The 23461-nt window shown below is 58.9% G+C and carries 33 protein-coding genes and 2 pseudogenes; 12 read left to right on the forward strand and 23 right to left on the reverse strand.

From position 1 onward, the window contains the following. The 12 genes from ACRXB1_RS07685 to ACRXB1_RS07740 all read left to right on the forward strand — a co-directional run. Positions 1-498: substrate binding domain-containing protein (locus tag ACRXB1_RS07685; RefSeq protein WP_449491675.1), on the forward strand; the 498-nt coding region annotated here is incomplete at its 5' end. A 126-nt stretch (positions 499-624) separates the two neighbouring features. Continuing rightward, a complete protein-coding gene (gene miaB, locus ACRXB1_RS07690) occupies positions 625-1986 on the forward strand; it encodes a tRNA (N6-isopentenyl adenosine(37)-C2)-methylthiotransferase MiaB (RefSeq protein ID WP_062169283.1) in 1362 nt (453 codons plus the stop codon). 32 nt (positions 1987-2018) lie between these two features. Next, positions 2019-3107 (forward strand): PhoH family protein, encoded by a 1089-nt coding sequence (locus tag ACRXB1_RS07695; RefSeq protein WP_061998544.1) that lies wholly within the window; start codon positions 2019-2021, stop codon positions 3105-3107. 15 nt (positions 3108-3122) lie between these two features. Further along, entirely contained in the window at positions 3123-3590 is a 468-nt protein-coding gene (gene ybeY / locus ACRXB1_RS07700; RefSeq protein ID WP_449491676.1) for an rRNA maturation RNase YbeY, read from the forward strand. Positions 3591-3593: 3 nt separating this feature from the next. Further along, positions 3594-4262, forward strand: coding sequence for a gamma-glutamylcyclotransferase (locus ACRXB1_RS07705; protein WP_449491677.1), 669 nt, complete (start codon positions 3594-3596; stop codon positions 4260-4262). Positions 4263-4449: 187 nt separating this feature from the next. Next, the gene (locus ACRXB1_RS07710) at positions 4450-5361 is read left to right on the forward strand and encodes an HlyC/CorC family transporter (protein WP_061998541.1); all 912 of its coding nucleotides are present in this window, start codon (positions 4450-4452) and stop codon (positions 5359-5361) included. 133 nt (positions 5362-5494) lie between these two features. Beyond that, positions 5495-7138 carry an apolipoprotein N-acyltransferase gene (lnt, locus tag ACRXB1_RS07715; protein ID WP_449491678.1) on the forward strand — a complete coding sequence of 548 codons (1644 nt, stop codon included), beginning with the start codon at positions 5495-5497 and terminating at the stop codon, positions 7136-7138. A 9-nt stretch (positions 7139-7147) separates the two neighbouring features. Further along, positions 7148-7630 (forward strand): GNAT family N-acetyltransferase, encoded by a 483-nt coding sequence (locus tag ACRXB1_RS07720; RefSeq protein ID WP_449491679.1) that lies wholly within the window; start codon positions 7148-7150, stop codon positions 7628-7630. Between the two features lie 187 nt (positions 7631-7817). Then, positions 7818-8825: a glycine--tRNA ligase subunit alpha gene (gene glyQ / locus ACRXB1_RS07725; protein ID WP_075358982.1), complete on the forward strand. Its 1008-nt coding sequence runs from the start codon at positions 7818-7820 to the stop codon at positions 8823-8825. A gap of 18 nt (positions 8826-8843) precedes the next feature. Further along, positions 8844-10943: a glycine--tRNA ligase subunit beta gene (gene glyS / locus ACRXB1_RS07730; protein ID WP_449491680.1), complete on the forward strand. Its 2100-nt coding sequence runs from the start codon at positions 8844-8846 to the stop codon at positions 10941-10943. A gap of 11 nt (positions 10944-10954) precedes the next feature. Further along, positions 10955-11518, forward strand: coding sequence for a D-glycero-beta-D-manno-heptose 1,7-bisphosphate 7-phosphatase (gmhB, locus tag ACRXB1_RS07735; RefSeq protein ID WP_062170444.1), 564 nt, complete (start codon positions 10955-10957; stop codon positions 11516-11518). A gap of 43 nt (positions 11519-11561) precedes the next feature. Further along, positions 11562-12335, forward strand: a complete 774-nt coding sequence (locus ACRXB1_RS07740; RefSeq protein ID WP_061998537.1) for a lysophospholipid acyltransferase family protein — start codon at positions 11562-11564, stop codon at positions 12333-12335. Here ACRXB1_RS07740 and ACRXB1_RS07745 read toward each other — a convergent pair. The 23 genes and pseudogenes from ACRXB1_RS07745 to rplP all read right to left on the reverse strand — a co-directional run. Next, positions 12275-12661: pseudogene (locus ACRXB1_RS07745) on the reverse strand (protein-disulfide reductase DsbD N-terminal domain-containing protein); the annotation flags it as partial. The gene ACRXB1_RS07740 and the pseudogene ACRXB1_RS07745 overlap by 61 nt on opposite strands. Then, a complete protein-coding gene (gene cutA, locus ACRXB1_RS07750; RefSeq protein ID WP_375508120.1) occupies positions 12654-12986 on the reverse strand; it encodes a divalent-cation tolerance protein CutA in 333 nt (110 codons plus the stop codon). The pseudogene ACRXB1_RS07745 and the gene cutA, both read right to left, overlap by 8 nt. Positions 12987-13149: 163 nt before the next feature. Continuing rightward, positions 13150-13545: a 50S ribosomal protein L17 gene (gene rplQ, locus ACRXB1_RS07755; RefSeq protein WP_056355441.1), complete on the reverse strand. Its 396-nt coding sequence runs from the start codon at positions 13543-13545 to the stop codon at positions 13150-13152. 162 nt (positions 13546-13707) lie between these two features. Continuing rightward, positions 13708-14685 carry a DNA-directed RNA polymerase subunit alpha gene (locus tag ACRXB1_RS07760; protein ID WP_062000482.1) on the reverse strand — a complete coding sequence of 326 codons (978 nt, stop codon included), beginning with the start codon at positions 14683-14685 and terminating at the stop codon, positions 13708-13710. A 124-nt stretch (positions 14686-14809) separates the two neighbouring features. Beyond that, complete coding sequence (gene rpsD, locus ACRXB1_RS07765; RefSeq protein ID WP_062000483.1) at positions 14810-15433, reverse strand: 30S ribosomal protein S4; 624 nt, start codon at positions 15431-15433, stop codon at positions 14810-14812. A 158-nt stretch (positions 15434-15591) separates the two neighbouring features. After that, positions 15592-15996: a 30S ribosomal protein S11 gene (gene rpsK / locus ACRXB1_RS07770; RefSeq protein ID WP_006052224.1), complete on the reverse strand. Its 405-nt coding sequence runs from the start codon at positions 15994-15996 to the stop codon at positions 15592-15594. Between the two features lie 26 nt (positions 15997-16022). Continuing rightward, positions 16023-16388: a 30S ribosomal protein S13 gene (rpsM, locus tag ACRXB1_RS07775; RefSeq protein ID WP_062000484.1), complete on the reverse strand. Its 366-nt coding sequence runs from the start codon at positions 16386-16388 to the stop codon at positions 16023-16025. A 41-nt stretch (positions 16389-16429) separates the two neighbouring features. Beyond that, entirely contained in the window at positions 16430-16546 is a 117-nt protein-coding gene (rpmJ, locus tag ACRXB1_RS07780; protein ID WP_004199844.1) for a 50S ribosomal protein L36, read from the reverse strand. 20 nt (positions 16547-16566) lie between these two features. Then, positions 16567-16641 (reverse strand): annotated as a pseudogene (gene infA, locus ACRXB1_RS07785) (translation initiation factor IF-1); the annotation flags it as partial. A 62-nt stretch (positions 16642-16703) separates the two neighbouring features. Beyond that, the gene (gene secY, locus ACRXB1_RS07790; protein WP_062000485.1) at positions 16704-18050 is read right to left on the reverse strand and encodes a preprotein translocase subunit SecY; all 1347 of its coding nucleotides are present in this window, start codon (positions 18048-18050) and stop codon (positions 16704-16706) included. 44 nt (positions 18051-18094) lie between these two features. Beyond that, positions 18095-18529, reverse strand: a complete 435-nt coding sequence (gene rplO / locus ACRXB1_RS07795; RefSeq protein ID WP_062000486.1) for a 50S ribosomal protein L15 — start codon at positions 18527-18529, stop codon at positions 18095-18097. A 29-nt stretch (positions 18530-18558) separates the two neighbouring features. Continuing rightward, on the reverse strand, positions 18559-18741 hold the full coding sequence (rpmD, locus tag ACRXB1_RS07800; RefSeq protein WP_056355429.1) for a 50S ribosomal protein L30: 183 nt from the start codon (positions 18739-18741) through the stop codon (positions 18559-18561). Positions 18742-18755: 14 nt separating this feature from the next. Continuing rightward, entirely contained in the window at positions 18756-19274 is a 519-nt protein-coding gene (gene rpsE / locus ACRXB1_RS07805) for a 30S ribosomal protein S5 (protein ID WP_031361566.1), read from the reverse strand. A gap of 14 nt (positions 19275-19288) precedes the next feature. Continuing rightward, complete coding sequence (rplR, locus tag ACRXB1_RS07810) at positions 19289-19654, reverse strand: 50S ribosomal protein L18 (protein WP_056355425.1); 366 nt, start codon at positions 19652-19654, stop codon at positions 19289-19291. Positions 19655-19666: 12 nt separating this feature from the next. After that, a complete protein-coding gene (gene rplF / locus ACRXB1_RS07815) occupies positions 19667-20200 on the reverse strand; it encodes a 50S ribosomal protein L6 (RefSeq protein ID WP_062000487.1) in 534 nt (177 codons plus the stop codon). Positions 20201-20219: 19 nt separating this feature from the next. Beyond that, positions 20220-20615, reverse strand: coding sequence for a 30S ribosomal protein S8 (rpsH, locus tag ACRXB1_RS07820; RefSeq protein ID WP_031361569.1), 396 nt, complete (start codon positions 20613-20615; stop codon positions 20220-20222). 14 nt (positions 20616-20629) lie between these two features. After that, a complete protein-coding gene (gene rpsN, locus ACRXB1_RS07825; RefSeq protein ID WP_031361570.1) occupies positions 20630-20935 on the reverse strand; it encodes a 30S ribosomal protein S14 in 306 nt (101 codons plus the stop codon). Between the two features lie 7 nt (positions 20936-20942). Then, complete coding sequence (rplE, locus tag ACRXB1_RS07830) at positions 20943-21482, reverse strand: 50S ribosomal protein L5 (protein ID WP_035933066.1); 540 nt, start codon at positions 21480-21482, stop codon at positions 20943-20945. Positions 21483-21495: 13 nt separating this feature from the next. Next, positions 21496-21804 (reverse strand): 50S ribosomal protein L24, encoded by a 309-nt coding sequence (gene rplX / locus ACRXB1_RS07835; RefSeq protein WP_056355419.1) that lies wholly within the window; start codon positions 21802-21804, stop codon positions 21496-21498. A 9-nt stretch (positions 21805-21813) separates the two neighbouring features. Further along, the gene (rplN, locus tag ACRXB1_RS07840) at positions 21814-22182 is read right to left on the reverse strand and encodes a 50S ribosomal protein L14 (protein WP_006052212.1); all 369 of its coding nucleotides are present in this window, start codon (positions 22180-22182) and stop codon (positions 21814-21816) included. A 289-nt stretch (positions 22183-22471) separates the two neighbouring features. Beyond that, positions 22472-22744 carry a 30S ribosomal protein S17 gene (gene rpsQ, locus ACRXB1_RS07845; protein WP_056355415.1) on the reverse strand — a complete coding sequence of 91 codons (273 nt, stop codon included), beginning with the start codon at positions 22742-22744 and terminating at the stop codon, positions 22472-22474. Then, a complete protein-coding gene (gene rpmC / locus ACRXB1_RS07850) occupies positions 22741-22935 on the reverse strand; it encodes a 50S ribosomal protein L29 (RefSeq protein WP_047845339.1) in 195 nt (64 codons plus the stop codon). The genes rpsQ and rpmC overlap by 4 nt, the downstream gene beginning before the upstream one ends. Positions 22936-22944: 9 nt before the next feature. Next, the gene (rplP, locus tag ACRXB1_RS07855) at positions 22945-23343 is read right to left on the reverse strand and encodes a 50S ribosomal protein L16 (protein ID WP_449491681.1); all 399 of its coding nucleotides are present in this window, start codon (positions 23341-23343) and stop codon (positions 22945-22947) included. Positions 23344-23461 lie beyond the last annotated feature (118 nt).

Consider the following 23461-nt stretch of genomic DNA (forward strand, 5'->3'; position numbering starts at 1 on the left):
TGCCTCGCGCCAAACCGGCGTGTGCTGTGCGCATCGCCGGAATATCTGGCGAAGCACGGCGAGCCGAAAACGCCCGCCGATCTCGCCGGGCATTCGTTCTCGGTGCTGGTGACATCGACTGCGACGCTGAACGAAATCAACTTCGTGCGCGGCGACGAGCGGTATTCCCACATCATCCCGCTTGCCGATGCCTGGGAGACCAACGACGGCGCCTTGTCCCGCGCGTGGGCGCTGGCGGGGCAAGGCATCGCGCACAAATCGATATGGGATATTGCCGCCGATGTCCGCTCCGGCGCGCTGAAAATGCTGCTCGCCGACTGGTGTTCGCACGAGGCGGCGGTCCATGCGCTGTTCCATGCGAACCGGTACATGGCGCCGCGCGTACGCGTTCTGCTGGATTTCCTCATTGAACGCTTCGCGCGCGCGACGGAAGAATTGCTCGGCGACCTGGCCTACCCGCCCGGCCAGCCCGGGCGAGAAGTCGAGCGGGCGCTATAATATTGGGCTAAACGATGCGCGAATTTCGGCCGAACAGGTCTGAATCAGCGCTAAAACACGTGAAAGAATCCCTTCAACGCACCAAACACCGCGCCCCCAGACTAATCACTGCGACCGGCGAAATTCATGACCAAGAAAGTTTATGTAAAGACATTCGGCTGCCAGATGAACGAGTACGACTCCGACAAAATGGTCGACGTCCTCAACGCAGCCAATGGCCTCATCCAGACAAACACGCCGGAAGACGCGGACGTGATCCTCTTCAACACGTGCTCCGTGCGTGAAAAAGCGCAGGAAAAGGTCTTCTCTGACCTCGGCCGCGTGCGTGAATTGAAGGAAGCGAATCCGAACCTGATCATTGGCGTGGGCGGATGCGTGGCGAGCCAGGAAGGCGCGGCGATCGTTTCCCGCGCGCCCTACGTGGACTTGGTGTTTGGCCCGCAGACCTTGCATCGGCTGCCGGACATGATCGCGAAACGCCGTTCCAGCGGACGCTCGCAAGTCGACATTTCGTTTCCCGAAATCGAAAAGTTCGATCACTTGCCGCCGGCGCGCGTGGATGGCCCGAGCGCGTTTGTATCGATCATGGAAGGGTGCAGCAAGTACTGCAGCTATTGCGTCGTGCCGTACACGCGCGGCGAAGAAGTCTCCCGGCCGCTCGACGACGTGCTGACTGAAATCGCCGGACTTGCCGACCAGGGCGTGCGCGAAGTCACCATGCTCGGGCAGAACGTGAATGCGTATCGCGGGCCGGTGACGCAGCACTCCACTGATATTGCCGACTTCGCCACGTTGATTGAATATGTGGCGGAGATTCCGGGCATCGAACGGATTCGTTACACCACGTCGCATCCGAAGGAATTCACGCAACGGCTGATCGATACTTACGCGAAAGTGCCCAAGCTCGTGAGCCACCTGCACTTGCCCGTGCAGCACGGCTCCGACCGCATCCTGATGGCCATGAAGCGTGGCTACACGGTGCTCGAATACAAGTCGGTGATCCGCAAACTGCGCGCGATCCGCCCGGATCTGTCGCTGTCTACCGACATGATCGTCGGTTTCCCCGGCGAGACCGAGGACGATTTCCAGAAGATGATGAAGCTCATCGACGAAATGAGCTACGACACGAGTTTCTCGTTCATCTACAGCCCGCGTCCCGGCACGCCCGCCGCGAACCTGCACGACGACACGCCGCGCGAAGTGAAGCTCAAGCGTTTGCAGCATTTGCAGGCGACCATCGAGGCGAACGTCGCGAAAATCAGCAATTCCATGCTGGGCTCGGTGCAGCGTATTCTGGTGGAAGGACCGTCGCGCAAGGACCCGAGCGAACTCGCCGGACGCACGGAAAACAATCGTGTGGTGAATTTCCCGGTGCCGATTTCGTCGCACAAACGGCTGATCGGCCAGATGGTCGATGTAGAAATCAACGTGGCATACCCCCATTCGTTGCGCGGCGAATTGATTTTGACGCCGGCCACGACTCACTAAACTGAAGCTTCGACAGGACCCCGACTCTCGCCTTGAAGACCGCTCAGCAGCATATGGAATTCACCGCACCGCGCGACGACAACGCGCGGCTCGCCAACCTGTGTGGCCCGCTCGACGAAAACCTGCGGCAGATCGAGCAGGCGCTCGACGTGACGCTCACGCGCCGCGGTCACAAGATCACGATCCGCGGACGCGGCGCGAAAGTGGCGCTCACGGCGCTCGAGAATTTCTACAATCGCGCGAAGGATTCGCTGTCCGTGGACGACATTCAACTGGCGCTGGTCGAGGCGCGCAATGCGGCGCGGCGGGGATTGAATGCCGCAAAGCCATCGAACAATCTGAATTCCGATCCCGTCGATCCGCGTTTTCGCGGCGACCCCGATCATCCGTTCGATGAACCCAGCGTCACCATCGACCTGGGCGACGAGGAAGATCCGGGCCCGAAGCTTTATACACGGCGTGCGGACCTGCGCGGCCGCACGCCCATGCAGCGCGAATACCTGAAGCAGATCATCGCGCACGACGTGACTTTCGGCATCGGCCCGGCCGGTACCGGCAAGACGTATCTGGCGGTGGCGTGCGCAGTCGATGCGCTCGAGCGCGATCAGGTAAAGCGCATCGTCCTGACGCGCCCGGCGGTGGAAGCCGGCGAGCGTCTGGGTTTCCTGCCGGGCGATCTCGCGCAGAAAGTGGATCCCTATCTGCGTCCGTTGTACGACGCGCTCTACGACCTCCTCGGCTTCGATAAAACCGCAAAAATGTTCGAGCGCCAGATGATCGAAATCGCGCCGCTCGCGTACATGCGTGGCCGGACGCTTAACCACGCGTTCATCATCCTGGACGAGGCGCAGAACACCACGCCCGAGCAGATGAAGATGTTCCTGACGCGTATCGGCTTTGGCTCGAAGGCGGTCGTCACCGGCGACACCACGCAGGTCGATTTGCCGCGCGGTCACAAGAGCGGCTTGATCGAGGCGCAACATGTCCTGGCGGACGTGCGCGGCATTGCGATGACGCGTTTCACCAGCGTGGACGTGGTGCGCCACCCGCTGGTCGCGCGCATTGTGGAAGCGTACGACGCGCAGTCGCAGCGCGATTCCGACGCGGCCGCGGCAAAGTAAGCAGCGAATAAAGTCATGCCGAAACTTGCATTGACGCTGCAATTTCCCGCCGCGAAGGCGTATCCGGAGCACAAGGCGCTCTTGCCGCGTGCCACGGTCGCCAACTGGATCAAGGCGTCGCTGTTCGCGGACGCGGAACTGACGGTGCGTTTCGTCGATACCGATGAAGGCCGCACCCTCAACCGGTCATATCGGAACAAGGATTACGCAACGAACGTGCTGACCTTTGCGTATGCCGAATCGGAAGACGATCCGGTTTCGGGCGACCTGATCCTGTGTTGCCCGGTCGTGGAACGCGAAGCGCGCGAGCAGAACAAACCGCTCGCCGCGCACTACGCGCATCTGATCGTGCACGGCACGCTGCATGCTCAAGGATACGATCACGAAGATTCCGCCGAGGCGGATGAAATGGAATCGATCGAAACCGGCATCATGCAAAAGCTCGGTTTCACCGATCCCTATTTGCCGTTGCCGCCTGATTAAGCCTTGACCGACATACCTCTCCCCCTTCCTGGATTGCCCGACGCCGACTACCCCCCGGTCTTTGCCGAATCGCGCCTGCTTACCGACGCGGAACTGCTGGCATCGCGCGAAAAAGCGTTCGCACACTGGGATCGCAAGACGGATTTGTGGCTGTTCGGTTATGGCTCGCTGATCTGGAATCCGGGGTTGCCGGCCGTGGAAGCGGTGCGCAGCAAGGTGCACGGATATCATCGCGGCCTGTATTTATGGTCGCGCGTGAATCGCGGCACGCCCGAACAGCCGGGCCTCGTCCTCGCGCTGGATCGGGGCGGTTCCTGTTCCGGCATGGCGTTCCGGCTTGCGGCCGAGGGCGCCGACGAGCACCTCGAAGTGCTGTGGCGGCGCGAAATGGCGATGAATTCGTATCGCGTCGCTTGGTTGCCATGCACGTTGATCGATGGCCGGAAGGTCGAGGCACTCTCATTCGTCATGCGCCGTGAAGCGCCCACTTACACCGGCAAGCTCGGCGACCCGATCGTGCGCCGCGTCTTTGGCTGCGCGACCGGCCGATACGGCACCACGCTCGACTACGTCAGCCGCACCGTGGCCGCGCTGCGAGAATGCGGCATGCCAGACCGTGCGCTGGAGTCGCTTTTGCAACGATGCAAGGATGCGGAATCATCGCAGGAATAAAGTTTTTCGGCGGACATAGGCCGATTGGCTAACGTCAGGCGTCCGACATACTGCGCCCATATTTATCAGTTACGATGTTTGCACACGATGTAGCACGCGTTCGCGCCGGATCAATTGGCGCGAAATTTCCTTGGTGTATTCTTAACTTTCCGTGATTTTGCGTTCGGAACACTCCGCACGCCCCACTATGAACGACGCCTATCCCAGTCGACGATATACCGACAAACCTGCCGACAAACCGGAAAAGCGCACGCTGCTCGAGCGCCTGACCGATTTCATCTCGCACGAGCCGGAATCTCGCGACGAACTGCTGGAAGTTCTCCAGGACGCCCACGAACGCAATCTGCTCGACGCGGATTCGCTCTCCATGATCGAAGGCGTATTCCAGGTTTCCGAACTCTGCGCCCGCGACATCATGATTCCGCGTGCCCAGATGGACGCCATCAACATTGCTGAAACGCCCGAGCAATTCATCCCTTTCATGCTGGAAAAAGCGCACTCGCGTTATCCGGTATTTGAAAGCAATCGCGACAACGTAATCGGCGTGCTGCTTGCAAAAGACTTGCTGCGCTATTACCACGAAGAAGAATTCGATGTCCGCGGCATGCTGCGCCCCGCCGTTTTCATTCCTGAATCAAAGCGCCTGAATGTGCTGCTTCACGACTTCCGCGTGAACCGGAATCACATTGCAATCGTGGTGGATGAATACGGCGGCGTGGCCGGATTGATCACGATCGAAGACGTGCTGGAACAGATTGTTGGCGACATCGAAGACGAATACGACTTCGACGAAGAAGCCGGCAACATCATTGCCACGCCTGACGGCCGGCATCGTGTGCGCGCGCTCACGGGCATTGAACAGTTCAACGAAGAGTTCGGCACGCATTATTCCGACGACGAAGTCGACACCATCGGCGGGCTGGTGACGCATCGATTCGGCCGCGTGCCGCATCGTGGGGAGAAGGTGAAGATCGACGACTTCGTGTTCGAGATCCTGCGCGGCGACGCCCGCCAGATTCACGTGCTGCGAGTGCGGCGCGCGGTCAATACCCCAGCGCTCGATGGCCGCTCCCGCGACAGCGACGAAGACCGCGATTGAGAACGAGCATGAGAACGAGCATGAACGCGCGCATGAATCCCGTTTCACGCCGCGTGCTCATGCTGCCGGTCACACCATGACGCGCGACGGTCACGCCGCGTCATCCCCTACTTTCCAGTCGATTTCGTAATCCATGGCCGATTCCCGTTTTGCCTTCCGGCGTAGTAACCGGATTGATAGCGCCCAGTCCCTGCCGCTTTGGCATTACCTCGTCGCGGCAATCCTGGGCGCCGCGAACACCCTTTCATTCGCGCCCACGCCGCATGGCGGCTGGATCGAACTCGTGATCTTCACGTTGTTCTTTGCGTGGCTCACCCGTACCAGCGGATGGAAAGGCGCGGCGCTGACCGGCTGGGCGTTTGGTTTCGGCAATTTCGTCACCGGCGTCTGGTGGCTTTACGTCAGCATGCACGATTTCGGCGGCATGGCGGCGCCGCTGGCGGCCGCAGCGGTCGTGTTGTTCTCCATGTACATCGCGATCTACCCGGCCCTTGCAGGCGTTCTTTGGTCGTTTTGTGCGGGACGGGCGCGGTATGAAGAGAACGGCTCTGTAATCCCCGCCGCCGATGAACCGCGCTTCGTCCCCACATGGCACGGCGCATTCGCGTTCGCCAGTGCATGGGCCCTCGGCGAATGGCTGCGCGGACTGGTCTTCACGGGCTTCCCATGGCTTTCGAGCGGGTACGCCCAGGTCGACGGTCCGCTGGCAAGCTATGGCGCTATCGCGGGCGTGTATGGCGTTGGCTGGGTGCTGGCGCTCGTGGCCGCGTTGCTCGTGCAGGGCTTCTATACGTTTCGGCATGGCGACACGCCGTTCGCGAAGTTCGCGCCGTTTATCGTGGCGATCGTGCTGGTCGTGGCGGGCATGTTGCTGTCGCTGGTCGAATGGACGCTTCCCGCAAATGCGCCGCTGACCGTGCGGCTCTTGCAAGGCAACGTGAAGCAGGAAATGAAGTTCGAGCAGGAAGGCGTGAACCAGTCGCTGCAGCTTTACAAGAAGTTGATCACCGAGAAACCGGCTGATTTGATCGTGACGCCCGAAACCGCGTTCCCCGTTCTCGCCGTGCAAGTGCCACAAGACCTCGCGCTGGCACTGCGCAATTTCTCCGATACCACCAACTCGTCCATTCTGTTCGGCGCTATCGGCGTGACGGTTTCGCCCGAAGGCCGCGCGACCGATTACACGAACAGCCTGTTCGGCATCACCCCGAATCAGAAAGATATTTACCGCTACGACAAACATCACCTCGTGCCCTTCGGCGAATTCGTGCCGATGGGTTTCCACTGGTTCGTGGCGCTCATGGGCATTCCACTCGGTGACCTGGGACGCGGTCCGCCGGTGCAGAAATCGTTCTTCGTGCACAACCAGCCGATTGCCGTCGATATCTGCTACGAAGATATTTTCGGCGAAGAAATCGCGCGCACGATTCGCGAGCAGGAAGCGCCCGCGGGCATTCTCGTGAACTCGACGAACCTCGCGTGGTTCGGCGACACGATTGCGCTCGACCAGCATTTGCAGATGGCCCGCATGCGCTCCATCGAAACCGGCCGCCCGATGCTTCGTTCCACGAACACCGGTACGACCGCGGTGATCGCGGCGAACGGCGCGGTGGTGGCAAGGCTTCCGGTCTACACGACGGGTTCCCTCGATGCCACCGTGCAAGGTACATCCGGGCGCACGCCTTACGTGACGAGCGGCAACATGACGGTGATCCTGGTGTCGCTGTTGCTGCTGGCGTTCGGCTTCGCGTTCGCGCCGGGGCGCAAGAAGAGCTGAAACCGGCATATGCATTCTCCCGCCTTCATCATCCGCAAAGCCACGCGCGCCGACGCCGACGTTGCGTGGCGAATCCGCCGCGCCGCCGTGATGAGCGAGTGCATCAACGCGTATCCGCTCAAACAACTCGACGAATGGACAGGCGGGGCGACATCGAAAGCATTCGCCGATGCCGTCGAAGAACGGTTCCTCGTTGCAACCGTGGATGAGCGCGTTGCGGGCACTGGCATGATCGATGTCACGACCGGCAAGATCGATGCGATCTTCGTGGACCCGGCGTACATGAAACGCGGCATAGGTGCGGGGATGGTGCTGCATCTCGAAACGCTGGCGCGTGCCGGGGGTTGCACGAAGCTGCGGCTGGATTCCACGCTGAACGCGGCGCCCTTTTACCGCTCGCTGGGTTTCGTCGGCGATGAAATCGCGAAGTACCGCTCGCCGCGCGGCCTGACAATGGATTGCGTACCGATGGTGAAACGTCTCGGCGCTTGACCCCGATTTCCCCTCCGAACGGCCTATGAGTCCGCCGTTCCACCCCAAAAAGTCGCGCTAGCCCCTCATTCCCGCTAAAATTCAAGGTTTTAGCCCTCCGGCCGTCGGAATTTCCGGTCCGCTTCGAAGGACGCCCGGACACGTTCATCCGCCGGCCCGACCTCGAAGGCACGCTTCAAAGGCATTCATGCTCACTTTTCAGCAAATCATCCTGACGCTGCAATCCTATTGGGACAACAAGGGTTGCGCGCTTCTCCAGCCAATCGACATGGAAGTCGGCGCGGGCACGTCGCACGTGCACACGTTCCTGCGCGCGATCGGCCCGGAACCGTGGCGTGCAGCGTATGTGCAGCCGTCGCGCCGCCCGAAGGACGGCCGCTACGGCGACAACCCGAACCGTCTGCAGCACTACTACCAGTATCAGGTGGTGCTGAAACCGGCGCCCGAGAACATTCTCGATCTGTACCTCGGCTCGCTTGAAGCGCTCGGCTTCGATCTGAAGCAGAACGACGTGCGTTTCGTGGAAGACGACTGGGAAAACCCGACGCTCGGCGCGTGGGGCCTCGGCTGGGAAGTCTGGCTGAACGGCATGGAAGTCACGCAGTTCACATACTTCCAGCAAGTTGGCGGTATCGATTGCAAGCCGGTGCTGGGCGAGATCACCTACGGCCTCGAACGGCTCGCCATGTATCTGCAGAAGGTCGAGAACGTCTATGACCTCGTGTGGACCGAATGGGAAGAAAACGGCCCGAACGGTCCCGAAACACGGCGCCTCACTTACGGCGACGTGTATCACCAGAACGAAGTGGAGCAGTCCACGTACAACTTCGAGCACGCGAACGTCGACTTGCTGTTCACGTTCTTCAAGAGCTACGAAGCCGAAGCTAAAAAGATGATCGACGCGAAGCTGGCGTTGCCCGCGTATGAACTCGTGTTGAAAGCCGGCCACACGTTCAACCTGCTCGACGCACGCGGCGCGATTTCCGTGACGGAGCGCGCGGCGTACATCGGGCGGATTCGTGATCTTTCGCGCCTTGTCGCGAAGGGCTATTACGAGTCGCGCGAAGCCCTTGGTTTCCCGATGCTGGGCAACCCCGTACACGCCGCAGCCGGAGTCGTCACCGACGCCGAAGACGCCGCCAAGCCCTCGTGGGTGCCGGCGCTGAAGGTCGAGCGCAATATCGATCAGGCCTGACCAGAGCACGACATAACAATGACCGAATCCAATCCCGCATCGCTGCTCGTCGAGCTGCTGACCGAAGAACTGCCGCCAAAGGCGCTCGCGCGCCTTGGCACCTCGTTCGCCGAAGGCATCGTGCAGCGGCTTGCCGCGCGCGACCTCATTGAAGGCGAAGCGAGTTTCGAGAAATTCGCCACACCGCGCCGTCTCGCAGTGCTGATCAAGAACGTTCGCGCGGTTGCGCCCGAACGGCAAGTGCGCGAGAAAGTGCTGCCCGTCAGCGTAGCGCTCGATAAAGACGGACAACCCACCCCGCCGCTCGCGAAGAAACTTGCCGCGCTCGGTTTCCCTGACTTCAAGATCGAAGATCTCGAGCGCGCGCAAGACGGCAAAGCCGAAGCGTTCTTCCTGCGCTACGCGGCGCCGGGCGCGACGCTCGCTGAAGGCCTGCAAACCGCGCTGACCGAGACGCTCGGCAAGTTGCCAATCCCGAAGCTCATGACGTATCAACGGCCCGACGGCACCAGCGTGCAGTTCGTGCGCCCGGTGCATGGGCTGGTCGCATTGCATGGCCGCGACATCGTGCCGGTGAGCGCGCTTGGCATCGATTCCGGCGATACCACGCTGGGTCATCGATTCCTCTCGAGCGGAATCGTGGCGATCGGTCACGCCGACGATTACTCGGAGACGCTGCGCTCGAAGGGCCGTGTAGTCGCGAATTTCGATGACCGCCGCGAATCCATCCGCACGCAGTTGCTCGCGTTTGCAGGCGAAGATCGCGTCGTGATGCCCGAGACGCTGCTCGACGAAGTGAACGCGCTGGTCGAATGGCCGGTCGTGTATCAGTGCCGTTTCGACGAATCGTTCCTGCAAGTGCCGCAGGAATGCCTGATCCTGACCATGCAGACGAACCAGAAGTATTTCGCGCTGACCGACGATCACGGCAAGCTGCGCTCGCGCTTCCTGATTGTGTCGAACATTGAAACAGAAACGCCGGCCGATATCGTGGAAGGCAACGAGCGCGTGATTCGTCCGCGTCTTGCCGACGCCAAGTTCTTCTTCGAGCAGGACAAGAAGAAGCGCCTGGCCGACCGCGTGCCGCTGCTGGCGAACGTGGTGTATCACAACAAACTTGGCTCGCAACTGCAGCGCGTGCAGCGCCTCGAAGCGCTGGCAGGCGAAATCGCCCCGATGATCGGCGTGGACGTCGCCGTGACGAAGCGCGCCGCCCTGCTCGCGAAGGCCGACTTGCTCACCGACATGGTCGGCGAATTCCCTGAATTGCAAGGCACGATGGGCACGTATTACGCGCGCCATGACGGCGAGCCGGAAGAGGTCGCGCTCGCGTGTTCGGAACATTACCAACCGCGTTTTTCCGGCGATGAAACCCCGTCCACTGGCGTAAGCAGCGCCGTCGCCCTGGCCGACAAGCTGGAAACGCTCGTGGGCATCTGGGGTATCGGCTTGCAGCCGACGGGCGAAAAAGATCCGTTCGCGCTGCGCCGCCACGCGCTCGGTGTGTTGCGCATTCTGCTGGAAAAGAAACTGGCTATCGATTTGCTCGACTTGCTGCGCATCGCGCAAAAGCAGTTTGCCGATATGCCGCAAGTCGCCGATTCGACCGACGCGATCTACGCATTTTTCATGGACCGTTTGCGGGGCGTGTTGCGCGAGCGCGGTTTCAACGCGGTCGAAATCGATGCCGTGCTGAGCCTGAACCCCACGCGACTGGATGACATCGTGGCGCGCCTCGAGGCCGTGCGTGAATTCGCGAGCTTGCCGGAGGCGGCATCGCTCGCGGCTGCGAACAAACGCATCTCGAACATCCTGAAGAAGTCGGCCGAAGGCGTGCCGGCAAGCGTGCAACCTGCGCTGCTGCAAGAAGCCGCCGAGAAAGCGCTGTACGCGCAGCTCGAGCAGGTTGCGCCGCAGGTGCAAAAGCAACTGGCCGAGCGCAACTACACGGAAGCACTGTCCGCGTTGTCCGCGTTGCGTGACGCGGTTGACACCTTCTTCAACGACGTCATGGTGAACGCCGAAGATCCCGCGCTGCGAAACAACCGCCTGGCTCTGCTCGGCGCGCTGCATCAGCAGATGAACTGCGTCGCGGATATCTCGAAGCTCGCCGCCTGATGCGACACACCATGCCGACCAACGCAAACAAGAAACTGGTGGTTCTCGATCGTGACGGCGTGATCAACGTCGACTCGGACGCATTCATCAAGTCGCCGGAAGAATGGGTTGCCATCCCCGGCAGTCTCGAAGCCATTGCGCGGCTGAATCAGGCCGGGTACCGCGTGGCGATTGCGTCGAACCAGTCAGGCATTGGCCGGGGGCTTTTCGACATGGCCGCGCTCAACGCCATGCACGTGAAGATGAACCGGGCGGTGGCGGCGGTCGGCGGGCGTATCGATGCGGTGTTTTTTTGCCCGCATACGCAGGAAGACGAATGCGATTGCCGCAAGCCGAAGCCGGGTATGTTGCAGCAGATCGTGGAGCGTTTTGAGATCGATCCGGAGGACACGCCGGTGGTCGGCGACTCCCTGCGCGACCTGCAGGCCGGCGCTGCGCTTGGCTTCAAGTCGCATCTGGTGCTGACCGGCAAGGGACACAAGACGCTGGCGGCGGGGAACCTGCCGCCCAATACAAAAGTACACGACGACCTGCGCTCTTTCGCGCTGAATTTCCTCGCTGCAGATCACGACTGACGCGCCGGCTTTATCGTCGAATCCAAGGAACTCTTTCACGCCGATGCGCTTCATTCGTTCGCTGTTGCTGATGGTCTTTTTCGTTGTGTACACAGTGCCGTACGCGTGCATGTGCTTCATCACGTTCCCGTTCCTGGGCGCTGCAAGGCGTTACTGGATGGCGGCGTTCTGGTGCAAGTCATCGATCGTGGTGATGCGTTACCTGATCGGCATCCGCTACCGGATCGAAGGCATGGAGAACCTGCCCGATGGTCCCGCCGTGCTGCTGTCCAAACACCAGTCCGCATGGGAAACGCTCGCGTTCCCCGCGTTGATGCCGCGTCCGCTGTGCTATGTGTTCAAGCGCGAGTTGCTGTTCGTGCCGTTCTTCGGCTGGACCATGGGCATGCTGAAGATGGTGCATATCGACAGGCGTCAGGGCAAGGACGCGTTTCAATCAGTAGCGCGGCAAGGGCGTGAGCGCATGGCCGAAGGCGCGTGGGTCATCATGTTTCCGGAAGGCACACGCACCTCTGTTGGCCAGCAAGGCAAATACAAGTCGGGCGGCGCGCGGTTCGCAGTGGCGGCGGGCGCGCCTGTCGTGCCCATTGCTCATAACGCAGGGCACGTCTGGCCTCGAAAATCGTTTCTCAAATATGCGGGTATAGTCACAATGTCCATCGGTCGTCCGATCGAGACGACCGGCCTCACCGCGGAAGAAGTCAACCTTCGCGTCGAGCAATGGATCGAGACAGAAATGCGCCGCATCGATCCGGGTTCGTATGGTCCCGACGACCGTTTCGTCGCGCGCTCCGAAGGCGCGGCGACCCGACGGTAGCGCCCCGTCTCAACGTCCTTGTTGAAGGTTTGATCAAAGTGGACTTTCCCGGGCGGCAGTTGTGCTTCGCCCAACGTCGCCGTGCCGCTTTTCACGGCAAACGCAAAACGCTCGCGGTACATGTAGTAGCCGTCTGCGACCTTATATCGCACATCGATTTCGCCTGGCTTTTCGCTTGCGCTGAATTTGAAGGCGACGGACGGATCGAGAAAATCGTCGGCGGCATGCGTAATCGAAATCGAACCGAAGACCAGGACGAAGCACGACAGCAACATGAGGGCGGCGTCGACAACACGGCGCGCGCAGAAATCGAAGGGCTTAAACATTAAGAGGACGTTGAGTTTCCGCGATGACCCATTGTCCATAGGCCGCCGATGCGTCGGCCTGCCACGAGACAATTTCAGGTGTTTCATAAGGATGATTCGACTCTATGAACCGCGCGAGTTCATCGCCGCGCGCCAGACTCGTCTTGAACAGCATCTGAAGCTCCTCAGCCGCCTCGACCTTCCCGTTCCACCGATACCGCGACTTGACCATGCCCAGCTCGGTCACACAGGCCGCGAGTCGTGCGTCAATAACCTGTTGCGCCAGCACCGATGCGGCGTCACTGTCAGGTAGCGTCGTAAGAACGAGGACGACGGGCGTGTTCACGAAAAGCTCCAATGCAGTCGATATGGACGCAATCGTAGCACTGCAAGCCAACGGCCAACATTCAGCCGATCGGCCTGGCGGTGCGGCGCCCTAAAGCAGATCCACCGAGCGTAAAAAAAGCCAAGCAAGGCTTGGCTTTTTTGTCCAACAACCGCTCAAAAGCTTATTCGGCTTCTTGAACGTCGTCAGCTTCAGCGAGTTCCGGACGATCCATCAGCATGACCAGCGCCATCGGCGCGTTGTCGCCTTGACGGAAGCCGAACTTCAGGATGCTCAGATAGCCACCCGGACGCGTTTCGTAACGCGGGCCGAGTACGTCGAACAGCTTTGCGACGGAATCACGATCGCGCAGGCGGTTGAACGCCAGACGACGATTTGCCAGCGACGGCTTCTTGCCGAGCGTGATCAGAGGCTCAACGACTTTACGGAGTTCTTTAGCTTTCGGCAGCGTCGTCTTGATGACTTCGTGCTCGATCAGCGAGTTCGACATATTACGGAGCATAGCCAGACGGTGGCTGCTCGTGCGGTTCAGTTTCCGCAAACCATGTTTATGGCGCATTTTGAATTTCCAGATTAATCAAGTTTAGATCCAGCTCTTCTATTACGTCTCTTGAGCGCCTTTTTAGGCAACTCACGAGCGCACGGGCCGGTCGTAGAAAAAGCAAGATGCGGATTTTAAAGGAAAATCCGCATCTTTGCCAGTCAAGCGTGCAGCTTGTACTTACTTGTCGAGACCAGCCGGCGGCCAGTTTTCGAGCTTCATACCCAGCGTCAAACCACGCGATGCCAAGACTTCCTTGATCTCGTTCAGCGACTTGCGACCGAGGTTAGGCGTCTTCAGCAATTCGTTTTCCGTGCGTTGGATCAAATCGCCGATGTAATAGATGTTCTCAGCCTTCAGGCAGTTCGCCGAACGAACCGTGAGTTCGAGATCATCGACCGGACGCAGCAGGATCGGATCGATCTGCGGCGCACGCGACGGTGCTTCTGCCGCTGCTTCCGTGCCTTCCAGAGCCGCGAACACCGACAACTGGTCAACCAGGATACGGGCTGACTGACGAATCGCTTCCTCGGGCGAAATCACGCCGTTGGTTTCGATGTTCATCACGAGCTTGTCGAGGTCGGTACGTTGCTCGACACGAGCGCTTTCAACAGCGTAGCTTACGCGCAGAACCGGCGAGAACGACGCGTCCAGCACGATGCGGCCAATGATCTTCGCCGAATCTTCGCCGTAGCGACGCACATTGCCCGGGACATAGCCGCGGCCCTTTTCAATCTTGATCTGAACGTCGAGCTTGCCGCCCTTCGAAAGATGCGCAATCACGTGACCCGGATTGATGACTTCGCAATCGTGAGCGAGTTCGATATCCCCGGCCGTAACAACACCTTCGCCGTCCTTGCGCAACGTAACCGTGACTTCGTCGCGGTTATGCAGCTTGAAAACGACGCCCTTCAAATTCAGCAGCAGGTTGACCACATCTTCTTGCACGCCGTCGAGCGTAGAATACTCATGCACGACGCCTGCAATCGTCACTTCGGTCGGCGCATAACCAATCATCGACGACAACAGCACGCGCCGAAGCGCGTTACCCAAGGTGTGACCATAGCCCCGTTCGAACGGCTCCATGACCACTTTCGCGTGGCTGTCGCCAAGCGATTCGACTGCAATAATCTTGGGCTTCAACAAACTGGTTTGCATAGGTTTTCCTTTTCAATACCCTCGGCTCGTTACGCCGATAAGGCTGACCGGTGACAACCCGAAAATAAACAGCCGAGGCAACCCCTTGCCTTCCGCAATCAGGGTGCCCCGGCCGCTAATCCGATTAACGCGAATACAATTCGACGATCAGGCTTTCGTTGATATCGCCAGCAATGTCAGCGCGATCCGGCATGGCTTTGAACGTGCCTTCGAACTTCTTGGCATCGACCGTCACCCAGCTCGGCATTCCGCCTTGCTCAGCCAGGTTCAGCGCTTCCAGAATACGGACTTGCTTCTTCGACTGTTCGCGAACAGCAACCACGTCGCCTGCCTTAACTTGCATCGACGGAATGTTGTTCACTACACCGTTTACCGTGATCGACTTGTGGCCGACCAGCTGACGCGCTTCAGCGCGCGTTGAGCCAAAGCCCATGCGGTAGACGACGTTGTCCAGACGCGACTCGAGCAATTGCAGCAAGTTTTCGCCCGTCGGGCCCTTGCGGCGATCAGCTTCAGCGAAATAACGGCGGAATTGACGTTCAAGTACGCCGTAGATGCGCTTGACCTTTTGCTTTTCGCGCAACTGCGTACCGTAGTCAGACGTACGAGCGCCCGACGTACGACCATGCTGACCCGGCTTGCTGTCGAGCTTGCACTTGTCGGCGAGCGAACGGCGTGCGCTCTTCAGGAAAAGATCAGTACCTTCACGGCGGGACAGCTTGGCTTTAGGACCGGTATAACGTGCCACTTTGCATCCTTAATAATTGATCACGCGAAATACGTTCGCGCTAGTTCGAACTCGATGGATCGAACGGTGGGCTTAGTCAGTATTCTTAACGCAGATTTCATAACGCAAGCAACCTGTCGACGCGCGAGCGTCAACAGGTCAAAGCGTTACGCGACGCCTTAGATACGACGACGCTTCGGCGGACGGCAACCGTTGTGCGGAACCGGTGTCACGTCGGAGATTGCGGTGATCTTGATGCCAAGACCATGCAGCGCACGCACCGCCGATTCACGGCCAGGCCCGGGGCCCTTGATCCGCACTTCGAGGTTCTTCACGCCGTATTCCATCGCCACGCGGCCAGCCGATTCGGCTGCGACCTGAGCTGCAAACGGGGTCGATTTACGCGATCCCTTGAAGCCCTGGCCACCCGACGTAGCCCAGGCGAGTGCATTGCCCTGGCGATCGGTGATCGTGATGATGGTGTTGTTGAACGACGCGTGAACGTGAACTACGCCCTCGGCGACGTTCTTCTTGACCTTCTTGCGAACGCGTTGCGCCGCGGAGTTGTTCGAAGCCTTAGCCATTACGTTTTCCTGTAACTATATTCCGCTTACTTCTTCAGCGATTGCGCTGCACGACGCGGACCCTTGCGGGTACGGGCATTCGTACGTGTGCGCTGTCCACGCATGGGCAAGCCCTTGCGATGGCGAACGCCACGGTAGCAGCCCAAGTCCATCAGGCGCTTGATATTCATCGTCACTTCGCGACGCAGGTCGCCTTCTACGATGAACTTACCCACTTCTTCTCGCAGCTTTTCGAGGTCTGCGTCAGTGAGGTCTTTGACCTTCTTCGAAAACTCCACACCAGACGAGACGCAAATGTTGCGTGCGCGCGTGCGGCCTACACCGAAAATTGCCGTGAGGCCGATTTCAGTATGCTGGTGATTCGGGATATTAACCCCTGCGATACGAGCCATTGTTTTTCCTCAAACAAAAAGCGCAAGCAAAAGCGCGGCGTTCAGCCTTGACGCTGTTTGTGGCGCGGATCAGAGCTGCAAATCACGCGCACAACGCCCTTGCGCTTGATGATCTTGCAATTGCGGCAAATGCGCTTAACCGATGCCATCACTTTCATGATATTACCCTTTTTTCAAATCACTTCGCCCGTAACACGATCCGTGTACGAGACAGATCGTAAGGGGTCAACTCAACCGTTACCTTGTCGCCCGGATCTGTATCCAGTGACGGCAGAGCTATCCTTCAACTCGTGCCGCCCCTGACCACGGTCCTTATCAGCGCATCGGGACGTTGCTGCCTTTGAAGTTCGCCTTCTTGAGCAGCGATTCATACTGTTGCGACATGACGTAAGACTGAACCTGCGCCATGAAATCCATCGTGACCACCACAATGATCAGCAGTGATGTTCCACCGAAGTAAAACGGTACGTTCCAACGCAGCACCAGGAACTCTGGCAGCAAGCAAACGAACACGATGTAGATCGCACCAGCCAGCGTCAAACGCGTCAGGATCCGATCGATATACCGCGCCGTCTGGTCGCCCGGACGAATCCCGGGAACGAATGCACCACTCTTCTTCAGGTTGTCGGCCGTTTCTCTACTGTTGAACACCAGCGCGGTGTAGAAGAAGCAGAAGAAAACGATCGCCATCGCGTACAGCAACACATACACCGGCTGGCCAGGCTTGAGCGCCTCGGCAACGTTGTGCAGCGTGTTCGCGAACCAGCCGGTCCGCGTACCTGAACTGAACCAGTTCAGGATAGTTGCCGGGAAGAGGATGATCGACGACGCGAAGATCGGCGGAATCACACCCGACATGTTCAACTTCAGCGGCAAATGCGAAGACTGACCGCCGTAAATCTTGTTTCCGACCTGACGCTTTGCGTAGTTCACCAGGATCTTGCGCTGGCCGCGTTCGATGAAAACCACCACGAACGTAACCGCCGCAATCAGCACGACGATGATGATCGCCGAGATGATACTCATGGAGCCAGTGCGAACCAGCTCAAAGAGACCACCGATTGCGTTCGGGAAACCCGCCGCAATACCGCCGAAAATGATGATCGAGATGCCGTTGCCCAGTCCGCGTTCCGTGATCTGCTCACCCAGCCACATCAGGAACATCGTGCCGGTCACCAACGTTACTACCGTCGTCAACCGGAACACCATGCCAGGATCGATAACGAGCCCAGCCTGATTTTCCAGCGCCACCGCAATACCAAACGCCTGGAACGTAGCCAGCACAACCGTGAAATAACGCGTGTACTGCGTGATCTTCCGTTGTCCTGCCTGCCCTTCTTTCTTCAGCGCTTCCATTTGCGGCGAAACGATCGAGAGCAGCTGCATGATGATCGACGCCGAGATGTACGGCATGATCCCAAGCGCGAAGATCGTGAACCTGGACAGTGCGCCACCCGAGAACATGTTGAACATGCCAAGGATGCCGCCTGACTGACTCTGGAAAAGCTTCGCCAGCTGATCCGGGTCGATACCCGGCACCGGAATATGCGCACCGATACGGTAGACGATCAGCGCCAGCAGCAAGAACATTGCACGCCGACGCAAATCGCCGAACTTCGCAGCGCTTCGACCGGATTTTGCGAGACTCGGGCTATTAGCCAAGAACCTTCTCCGATGCTTTCGCTAACAACGACAACACGCGCACGTTACTCAGCGAACGAGCCGCCAGCGGCTTCGATCGCAGCACGAGCACCCTTCGTAGCGGTGAGGCCCTTAACCGTGATCTTGCGCGTCAGTTCGCCCGTCTTGATGATCTTTGCGCTCGTAATGAGCACGCCGAGCAGACCGGCTTGCTTCAAAGCCAACAAATCGACTTCGTCGACCGGCAGCTTCTCGATATCCGACAGGCGCACTTCACCAACGAACTCACGCGTCAGCGAGCTAAAGCCACGCTTCGGCAGACGACGTTGCAAAGGCATCTGGCCGCCTTCGAAGCCGACTTTATGAAAGCCGCCCGAACGCGATTTCTGACCCTTGTGACCACGACCTGCAGTCTTGCCGAGGCCGGAACCGATACCGCGACCGACGCGACGCTTTGCGTGCTTCGCGCCTTCTGCCGGCTTGAGGTTATTCAAATCCATATTCAACTCCTTGATCCCTGGTCAGCCGCTTAGCTGAGGACTTTGACAAGGTACGAGACCTTGTTGATCATCCCGCGCACTGCCGGCGTGTCCTGCAGTTCGCTGACCGAGTTGAGTCGGCGCAGGCCCAGACCACGCACCGTTGCACGATGCGTTTCGCGGGTCCCAATCAGGCTCTTCACGAGCTGAACCTTGACAGTTTTTTCAGACATGGTGACCACCTGGCTTAGCCCAAAATATCTTCGACGGACTTGCCGCGCTTCGCCGCGATGTCACCCGGCGTCGACTGCTTGCGCAGGCCGTCGAGTGTTGCACGAACGAGGTTGTACGGATTCGTCGAACCGTGGCTCTTCGCCACAACGTTTTGAACGCCCATCACGTCGAACACTGCGCGCATCGGGCCGCCGGCGATAACACCCGTACCGTCCTTGGCCGGAGCCAGGAGAACAGCGGATGCGCCATGCTTACCGTGCACTTCGTGTTGCAGCGTACCGTTCTTCAACGGCACCTTGAACATGTTGCGGCGTGCTTGTTCCATTGCCTTTTGAACAGCAACCGGAACTTCCTTCGCTTTGCCCTTGCCCATGCCGATGCGGCCATCGCCATCGCCAACCACGGTCAGTGCGGCAAAACCGAGAATCCGGCCGCCCTTCACAACCTTGGTCACGCGATTGACCGCGATCATTTTTTCACGGAGGCCGTCGTCGCGTTCTTCAGCCTTCACATTCGCTTGCATCTTTGCCATGACGAATTCTTCCCTTAGAACTTGAGTCCGGCTTCGCGTGCCGCATCAGCCAGCGCTTTCACGCGGCCGTGGTAACGGAAACCTGAACGGTCGAAGGCGACGGATTCGACGCCGGCAGCCTTGGCTTTTTCAGCAATACGCTTACCGACAGCGATCGCAGCGTTGACGTTGCCGCCCTTACCGGTCTTGTCGGCCAGTTCGGCACGCACTTCAGCTTCGAGCGTCGACGCGCTTGCCAGCACCTTGGTGCCGCATGCCGAGAACACTTGCGCATAGATATGCGTGTTCGTGCGATGCACAGCCAGACGTGCGACCTGCAGCTCAGCGATCTTAACGCGCGTCTGTTTAGCGCGGCGCAGGCGAGATTGAGTCTTATCCATGATTGCGCACCCTTACTTCTTCTTCGTTTCTTTGAGGATGACGACTTCGCCGAAGTAGCGCACGCCCTTGCCCTTGTAGGGCTCCGGCGGACGGTAACCGCGAACTTCCGCAGCGACCTGGCCAACTTTCTGCTTGTCGATCCCCTTGATCACGATTTCGGTTTGCGTCGGGGTTTCAACCTTGATGCCTTCCGGCATCGCGTGCACCACGGGGTGCGAGAAACCCAGCGACAGATTCAGCTTGTCGCCCTGCGCCTGCGCGCGATAACCAACGCCAACCAGCGTCAGCTTGCGCTCGAAACCCTTCGTAACGCCATTCACCATGTTCGCCACGAGGGCGCGCATCGTGCCCGACATCGCATTCGCTTCACGGCTTTCATCAGCCGGGGCGAAGTTGAGCGTGCCGTTGTCGTTTGCTACCGTAACAAGCGGGTTGGCCGCTTGCGTAATTGTACCCAGCGGGCCCTTCACGGTGATTGCTTCGCCGCTGAAGGCCACTTCCGCGCCTTGCGGCAGCGTAATCGGGCTTTTACCTACTCGAGACATGTTTCTTCTCCTTTTCGGCTTAAGCGACGTAGCAGAGGACTTCGCCGCCGACGCCGGTCTGGCGCGCCTTGCGGTCGGTCATCACACCCTGGGGCGTCGACACGATTGCAACGCCGAGACCGTTCATCACAACCGGAATGTCGTTACGACCGCGATACACACGCAGACCAGGCTTCGAGACGCGTTCAATGCGCTCGATAACCGGACGGCCGGCGTAGTACTTCAACGCGATATTCAATTCCGACTTCGCACCTTCAGACTTCACTGCGAAATCGTCGATATAACCTTCGTCCTTCAAAACCTGCGCAATCGCAACCTTGACTTTCGACGAGGGCATTGTCACCGACACTTTCTCAACCATCTGCGCATTGCGGATGCGAGTCAGCATATCGGCGATAGGATCACTCATGCTCATTTACGTATCTCCTATTACCAGCTCGCCTTGGTCAGGCCAGGGATTTCGCCGCGGAAAGCGATTTCGCGAATCTTGCTGCGTGCCAATCCGAATTTGCGGAACGTACCACGCGGACGACCCGTGATCGCGCAGCGGTTACGCTTGCGAGTGGGGTTCGAGTTGCGGGGCAGTTGCTGCAGTTCGAGACGAGCGGCATAACGCTCTTCGTCCGACTTGCTCGCGTCATCGATGACCGCCTTCAGCGCAGTACGCTTGGGAGCGTACTTTGCAGCAAGGCGTGCACGCTTCTTTTCACGTTCGATCAGTGCCAGTTTAGCCACGGTAACCTCAGTTTCTGAACGGGAACTTGAAGCTGGCGAGCAGTGCCTTCGCTTCATCGTCAGTCTTCGCGGTCGTCGTGATGCTGATGTTCAGCCCACGAAGCGCGTCGATCTTGTCGTAATCGATCTCGGGGAAAATGATCTGCTCTTTCACACCGATGTTGTAGTTGCCGCGACCGTCGAACGCACGACCCGATACACCGCGGAAGTCACGAACCCGGGGGAGCGCAACCGTCACGAAACGATCGAGAAATTCGTACATGGCCTGGCCGCGCAGCGTGACCATCGCGCCGATCGGGTAGCCCTGACGAATCTTGAAGCCAGCGATTGCCTTGCGTGCCTTCGTGATAACCGGCTTCTGGCCAGCAATCTTCGTCAGGTCGCCAACGGCGTTTTCGATGATCTTCTTGTCGGCGACGGCTTCGCCAAGACCCATGTTCAGGGTGATCTTGGTGATGCGCGGCACTTCCATGATGGACTTGTAGCCGAACTTCTCAACGAGGCCGGGTACAACCTTCTCTTTATAAAATTCTTGCAGACGTGCCATTTTTTACTCCGCGTCAGACGCTAAGCGTGGCACCGGTCGACTTCAAGAAGCGAACCTTCTTGTCGCCTTCGACCTTGATGCCCACACGTGACGCCTTGCCATTCGCGTCGACCAATGCGACGTTCGAAATATGCAGCGGCATCGTCTTGGCTTCTACGCCGCCCGTCGTACCCTTCATCGGGTTCGGCTTGACATGCTTCTTGACGAGATTGATACCCTCGACCGTCACACGTTCTTCGCCAACGGACAGCACGACGCCGCGCTTGCCTTTATCTTTGCCAGCGGTAACGATAACTTCGTCACCTTTGCGAATCTTATTCATCGCGACTCCTTACAGCACTTCCGGCGCGAGCGAAACGATCTTCATAAATCGTTCACTACGCAATTCACGCGTAACCGGTCCGAAAATACGCGTACCGATAGGCTCGAGCTTGGCATTCAAAAGTACGGCGGCATTACCGTCGAACTTGATCAGCGAGCCGTCCTGGCGGCGCACGCCCTTGGCCGTACGAACGACCACGGCGTTGTAGATTTCGCCCTTCTTCACGCGTCCGCGCGGCGTTGCTTCCTTGACGGTCACCTTGATGATGTCGCCAATGCTAGCGTAACGACGCTTCGAGCCGCCGAGCACCTTGATGCACATCACTTCACGTGCACCCGTGTTGTCGGCAACTTCAAGCCGAGTTTCGGTCTGAATCATGGTTTATCTTTCCCAACTTAATCCAGTTACGCCACCATGGCGCACCCGGTCAGTCTTGGTCCCGTCAGCCTGGTGGCTGCTTGGGTTAGAACAGGCAGCGAGGGCAGACGAAACCCGCCATCGCAATCCGGTGAATCTGTCAGCACAGGCTTGGCGCCTGCACCGGCTTCCCCCACCAACTTCGCCCGCGATGGGGCTCCCACAAAGAGGGAAGACCGAAATTATAACGCATAATTTCGGTCTGGCAAGCGAAAGTTACTGCGACACTTCTTTGTTGCGGTTTTGCTGCTTAGATGACGCGTGCTGCTTCCAGCAATTTCGACACAACCCAGGCTTTCGTCTTGGAAATCGGACGGGTCTCCTGGATTTCAACGAGATCACCTTCGTTATACGTGTTCGCGTCATCGTGAGCGTGGTACTTCTTCGACCGCACGACGTACTTGCCGTAGATCGGGTGCTTTACGCGATGCTCGACCAGCACGGTGACCGTCTTTTCCATCTTGTTGCTGACGACCTTGCCGACCAGCGTCCGCTTGAGCGAGGTTTTTACGCTATCGTTCATTTCTGGTTCGCCTTCTCAGTCAGGACGGTCCGCACACGAGCGATATCGCGACGAACCTTCTTCAATTGACTGTTGTTGGTCAATTGCTGGGTCGCGAGTTGCATGCGCAGGCCGAATTGCGCCTTCAGCAGGTCCGTCAGCTCTTGATTGAGAGCGGCCTGGTCTTTCTGGTGAAGTTCGGAAGCCTTCATCATTGCTCCTTAGGCGCCGAGCTGGCGTGAAACGAAGTACGTCTTCAGCGGCAGCTTTGCTGCAGCCAGACGGAACGCTTCACGTGCCAACTCTTCAGTAACACCGTCCATTTCATACAACATCTTGCCCGGTTGAATCTCTGCGACGTAGTACTCAGGGTTACCTTTACCGTTACCCATCCGTACTTCAGCCGGCTTTTGCGAGATCGGCTTGTCCGGGAAAATGCGGATCCAGATACGGCCGCCACGTTTAATGTGACGCGTCATTGCTCGACGCGCCGCTTCGATTTGGCGCGCGGTCAAACGGCCGCGACCGATAGCTTTCAGACCATATTCACCGAACGACACTGCGTTGCCGCGCGTCGCCTTGCCGGTGTTACGACCCTTCTGCTCTTTGCTATGAGGCATTCTAGCGTGCGGATCGTGGTATCAAAGCGCGCAACGTAAGACTATGGACGCGCATCAAAAAGGTGCGCAGAGTGTGAATCGCCCTGAATCAGTGCTAACGTTATGAGTTGCTGGCCTC

Source organism: Caballeronia sp. M23-90 (assembly GCF_053574605.1).

Coding starts and splice junctions, on each gene's coding strand:
- ACRXB1_RS07760 (WP_062000482.1), bottom strand. CDS start 14,685: ATGCAAACCAGTTTGTTGAAGCCCAAGATTATTGCAGTCGAATCGCTT.
- rplP (WP_449491681.1), bottom strand. CDS start 23,343: ATGCCTCATAGCAAAGAGCAGAAGGGTCGTAACACCGGCAAGGCGACG.
- rplE (WP_035933066.1), bottom strand. CDS start 21,482: ATGGCACGTCTGCAAGAATTTTATAAAGAGAAGGTTGTACCCGGCCTC.
- glyS (WP_449491680.1), top strand. CDS start 8,844: ATGACCGAATCCAATCCCGCATCGCTGCTCGTCGAGCTGCTGACCGAA.
- rpsH (WP_031361569.1), bottom strand. CDS start 20,615: ATGAGCATGAGTGATCCTATCGCCGATATGCTGACTCGCATCCGCAAT.
- ACRXB1_RS07720 (WP_449491679.1), top strand. CDS start 7,148: ATGCATTCTCCCGCCTTCATCATCCGCAAAGCCACGCGCGCCGACGCC.
- rpsK (WP_006052224.1), bottom strand. CDS start 15,996: ATGGCTAAGGCTTCGAACAACTCCGCGGCGCAACGCGTTCGCAAGAAG.
- rpmC (WP_047845339.1), bottom strand. CDS start 22,935: ATGAAGGCTTCCGAACTTCACCAGAAAGACCAGGCCGCTCTCAATCAA.
- rplF (WP_062000487.1), bottom strand. CDS start 20,200: ATGTCTCGAGTAGGTAAAAGCCCGATTACGCTGCCGCAAGGCGCGGAA.
- rplO (WP_062000486.1), bottom strand. CDS start 18,529: ATGGATTTGAATAACCTCAAGCCGGCAGAAGGCGCGAAGCACGCAAAG.
- rplN (WP_006052212.1), bottom strand. CDS start 22,182: ATGATTCAGACCGAAACTCGGCTTGAAGTTGCCGACAACACGGGTGCA.
- rplQ (WP_056355441.1), bottom strand. CDS start 13,545: ATGCGCCATAAACATGGTTTGCGGAAACTGAACCGCACGAGCAGCCAC.
- rpsQ (WP_056355415.1), bottom strand. CDS start 22,744: ATGAACGATAGCGTAAAAACCTCGCTCAAGCGGACGCTGGTCGGCAAG.
- gmhB (WP_062170444.1), top strand. CDS start 10,955: ATGCCGACCAACGCAAACAAGAAACTGGTGGTTCTCGATCGTGACGGC.
- lnt (WP_449491678.1), top strand. CDS start 5,495: ATGGCCGATTCCCGTTTTGCCTTCCGGCGTAGTAACCGGATTGATAGC.
- rplR (WP_056355425.1), bottom strand. CDS start 19,654: ATGGATAAGACTCAATCTCGCCTGCGCCGCGCTAAACAGACGCGCGTT.
- miaB (WP_062169283.1), top strand. CDS start 625: ATGACCAAGAAAGTTTATGTAAAGACATTCGGCTGCCAGATGAACGAG.
- rpmJ (WP_004199844.1), bottom strand. CDS start 16,546: ATGAAAGTGATGGCATCGGTTAAGCGCATTTGCCGCAATTGCAAGATC.
- ACRXB1_RS07710 (WP_061998541.1), top strand. CDS start 4,450: ATGAACGACGCCTATCCCAGTCGACGATATACCGACAAACCTGCCGAC.
- ybeY (WP_449491676.1), top strand. CDS start 3,123: ATGCCGAAACTTGCATTGACGCTGCAATTTCCCGCCGCGAAGGCGTAT.
- rplX (WP_056355419.1), bottom strand. CDS start 21,804: ATGAATAAGATTCGCAAAGGTGACGAAGTTATCGTTACCGCTGGCAAA.
- rpsE (WP_031361566.1), bottom strand. CDS start 19,274: ATGGCAAAGATGCAAGCGAATGTGAAGGCTGAAGAACGCGACGACGGC.
- ACRXB1_RS07740 (WP_061998537.1), top strand. CDS start 11,562: ATGCGCTTCATTCGTTCGCTGTTGCTGATGGTCTTTTTCGTTGTGTAC.
- glyQ (WP_075358982.1), top strand. CDS start 7,818: ATGCTCACTTTTCAGCAAATCATCCTGACGCTGCAATCCTATTGGGAC.
- rpsM (WP_062000484.1), bottom strand. CDS start 16,388: ATGGCTCGTATCGCAGGGGTTAATATCCCGAATCACCAGCATACTGAA.
- rpmD (WP_056355429.1), bottom strand. CDS start 18,741: ATGTCTGAAAAAACTGTCAAGGTTCAGCTCGTGAAGAGCCTGATTGGG.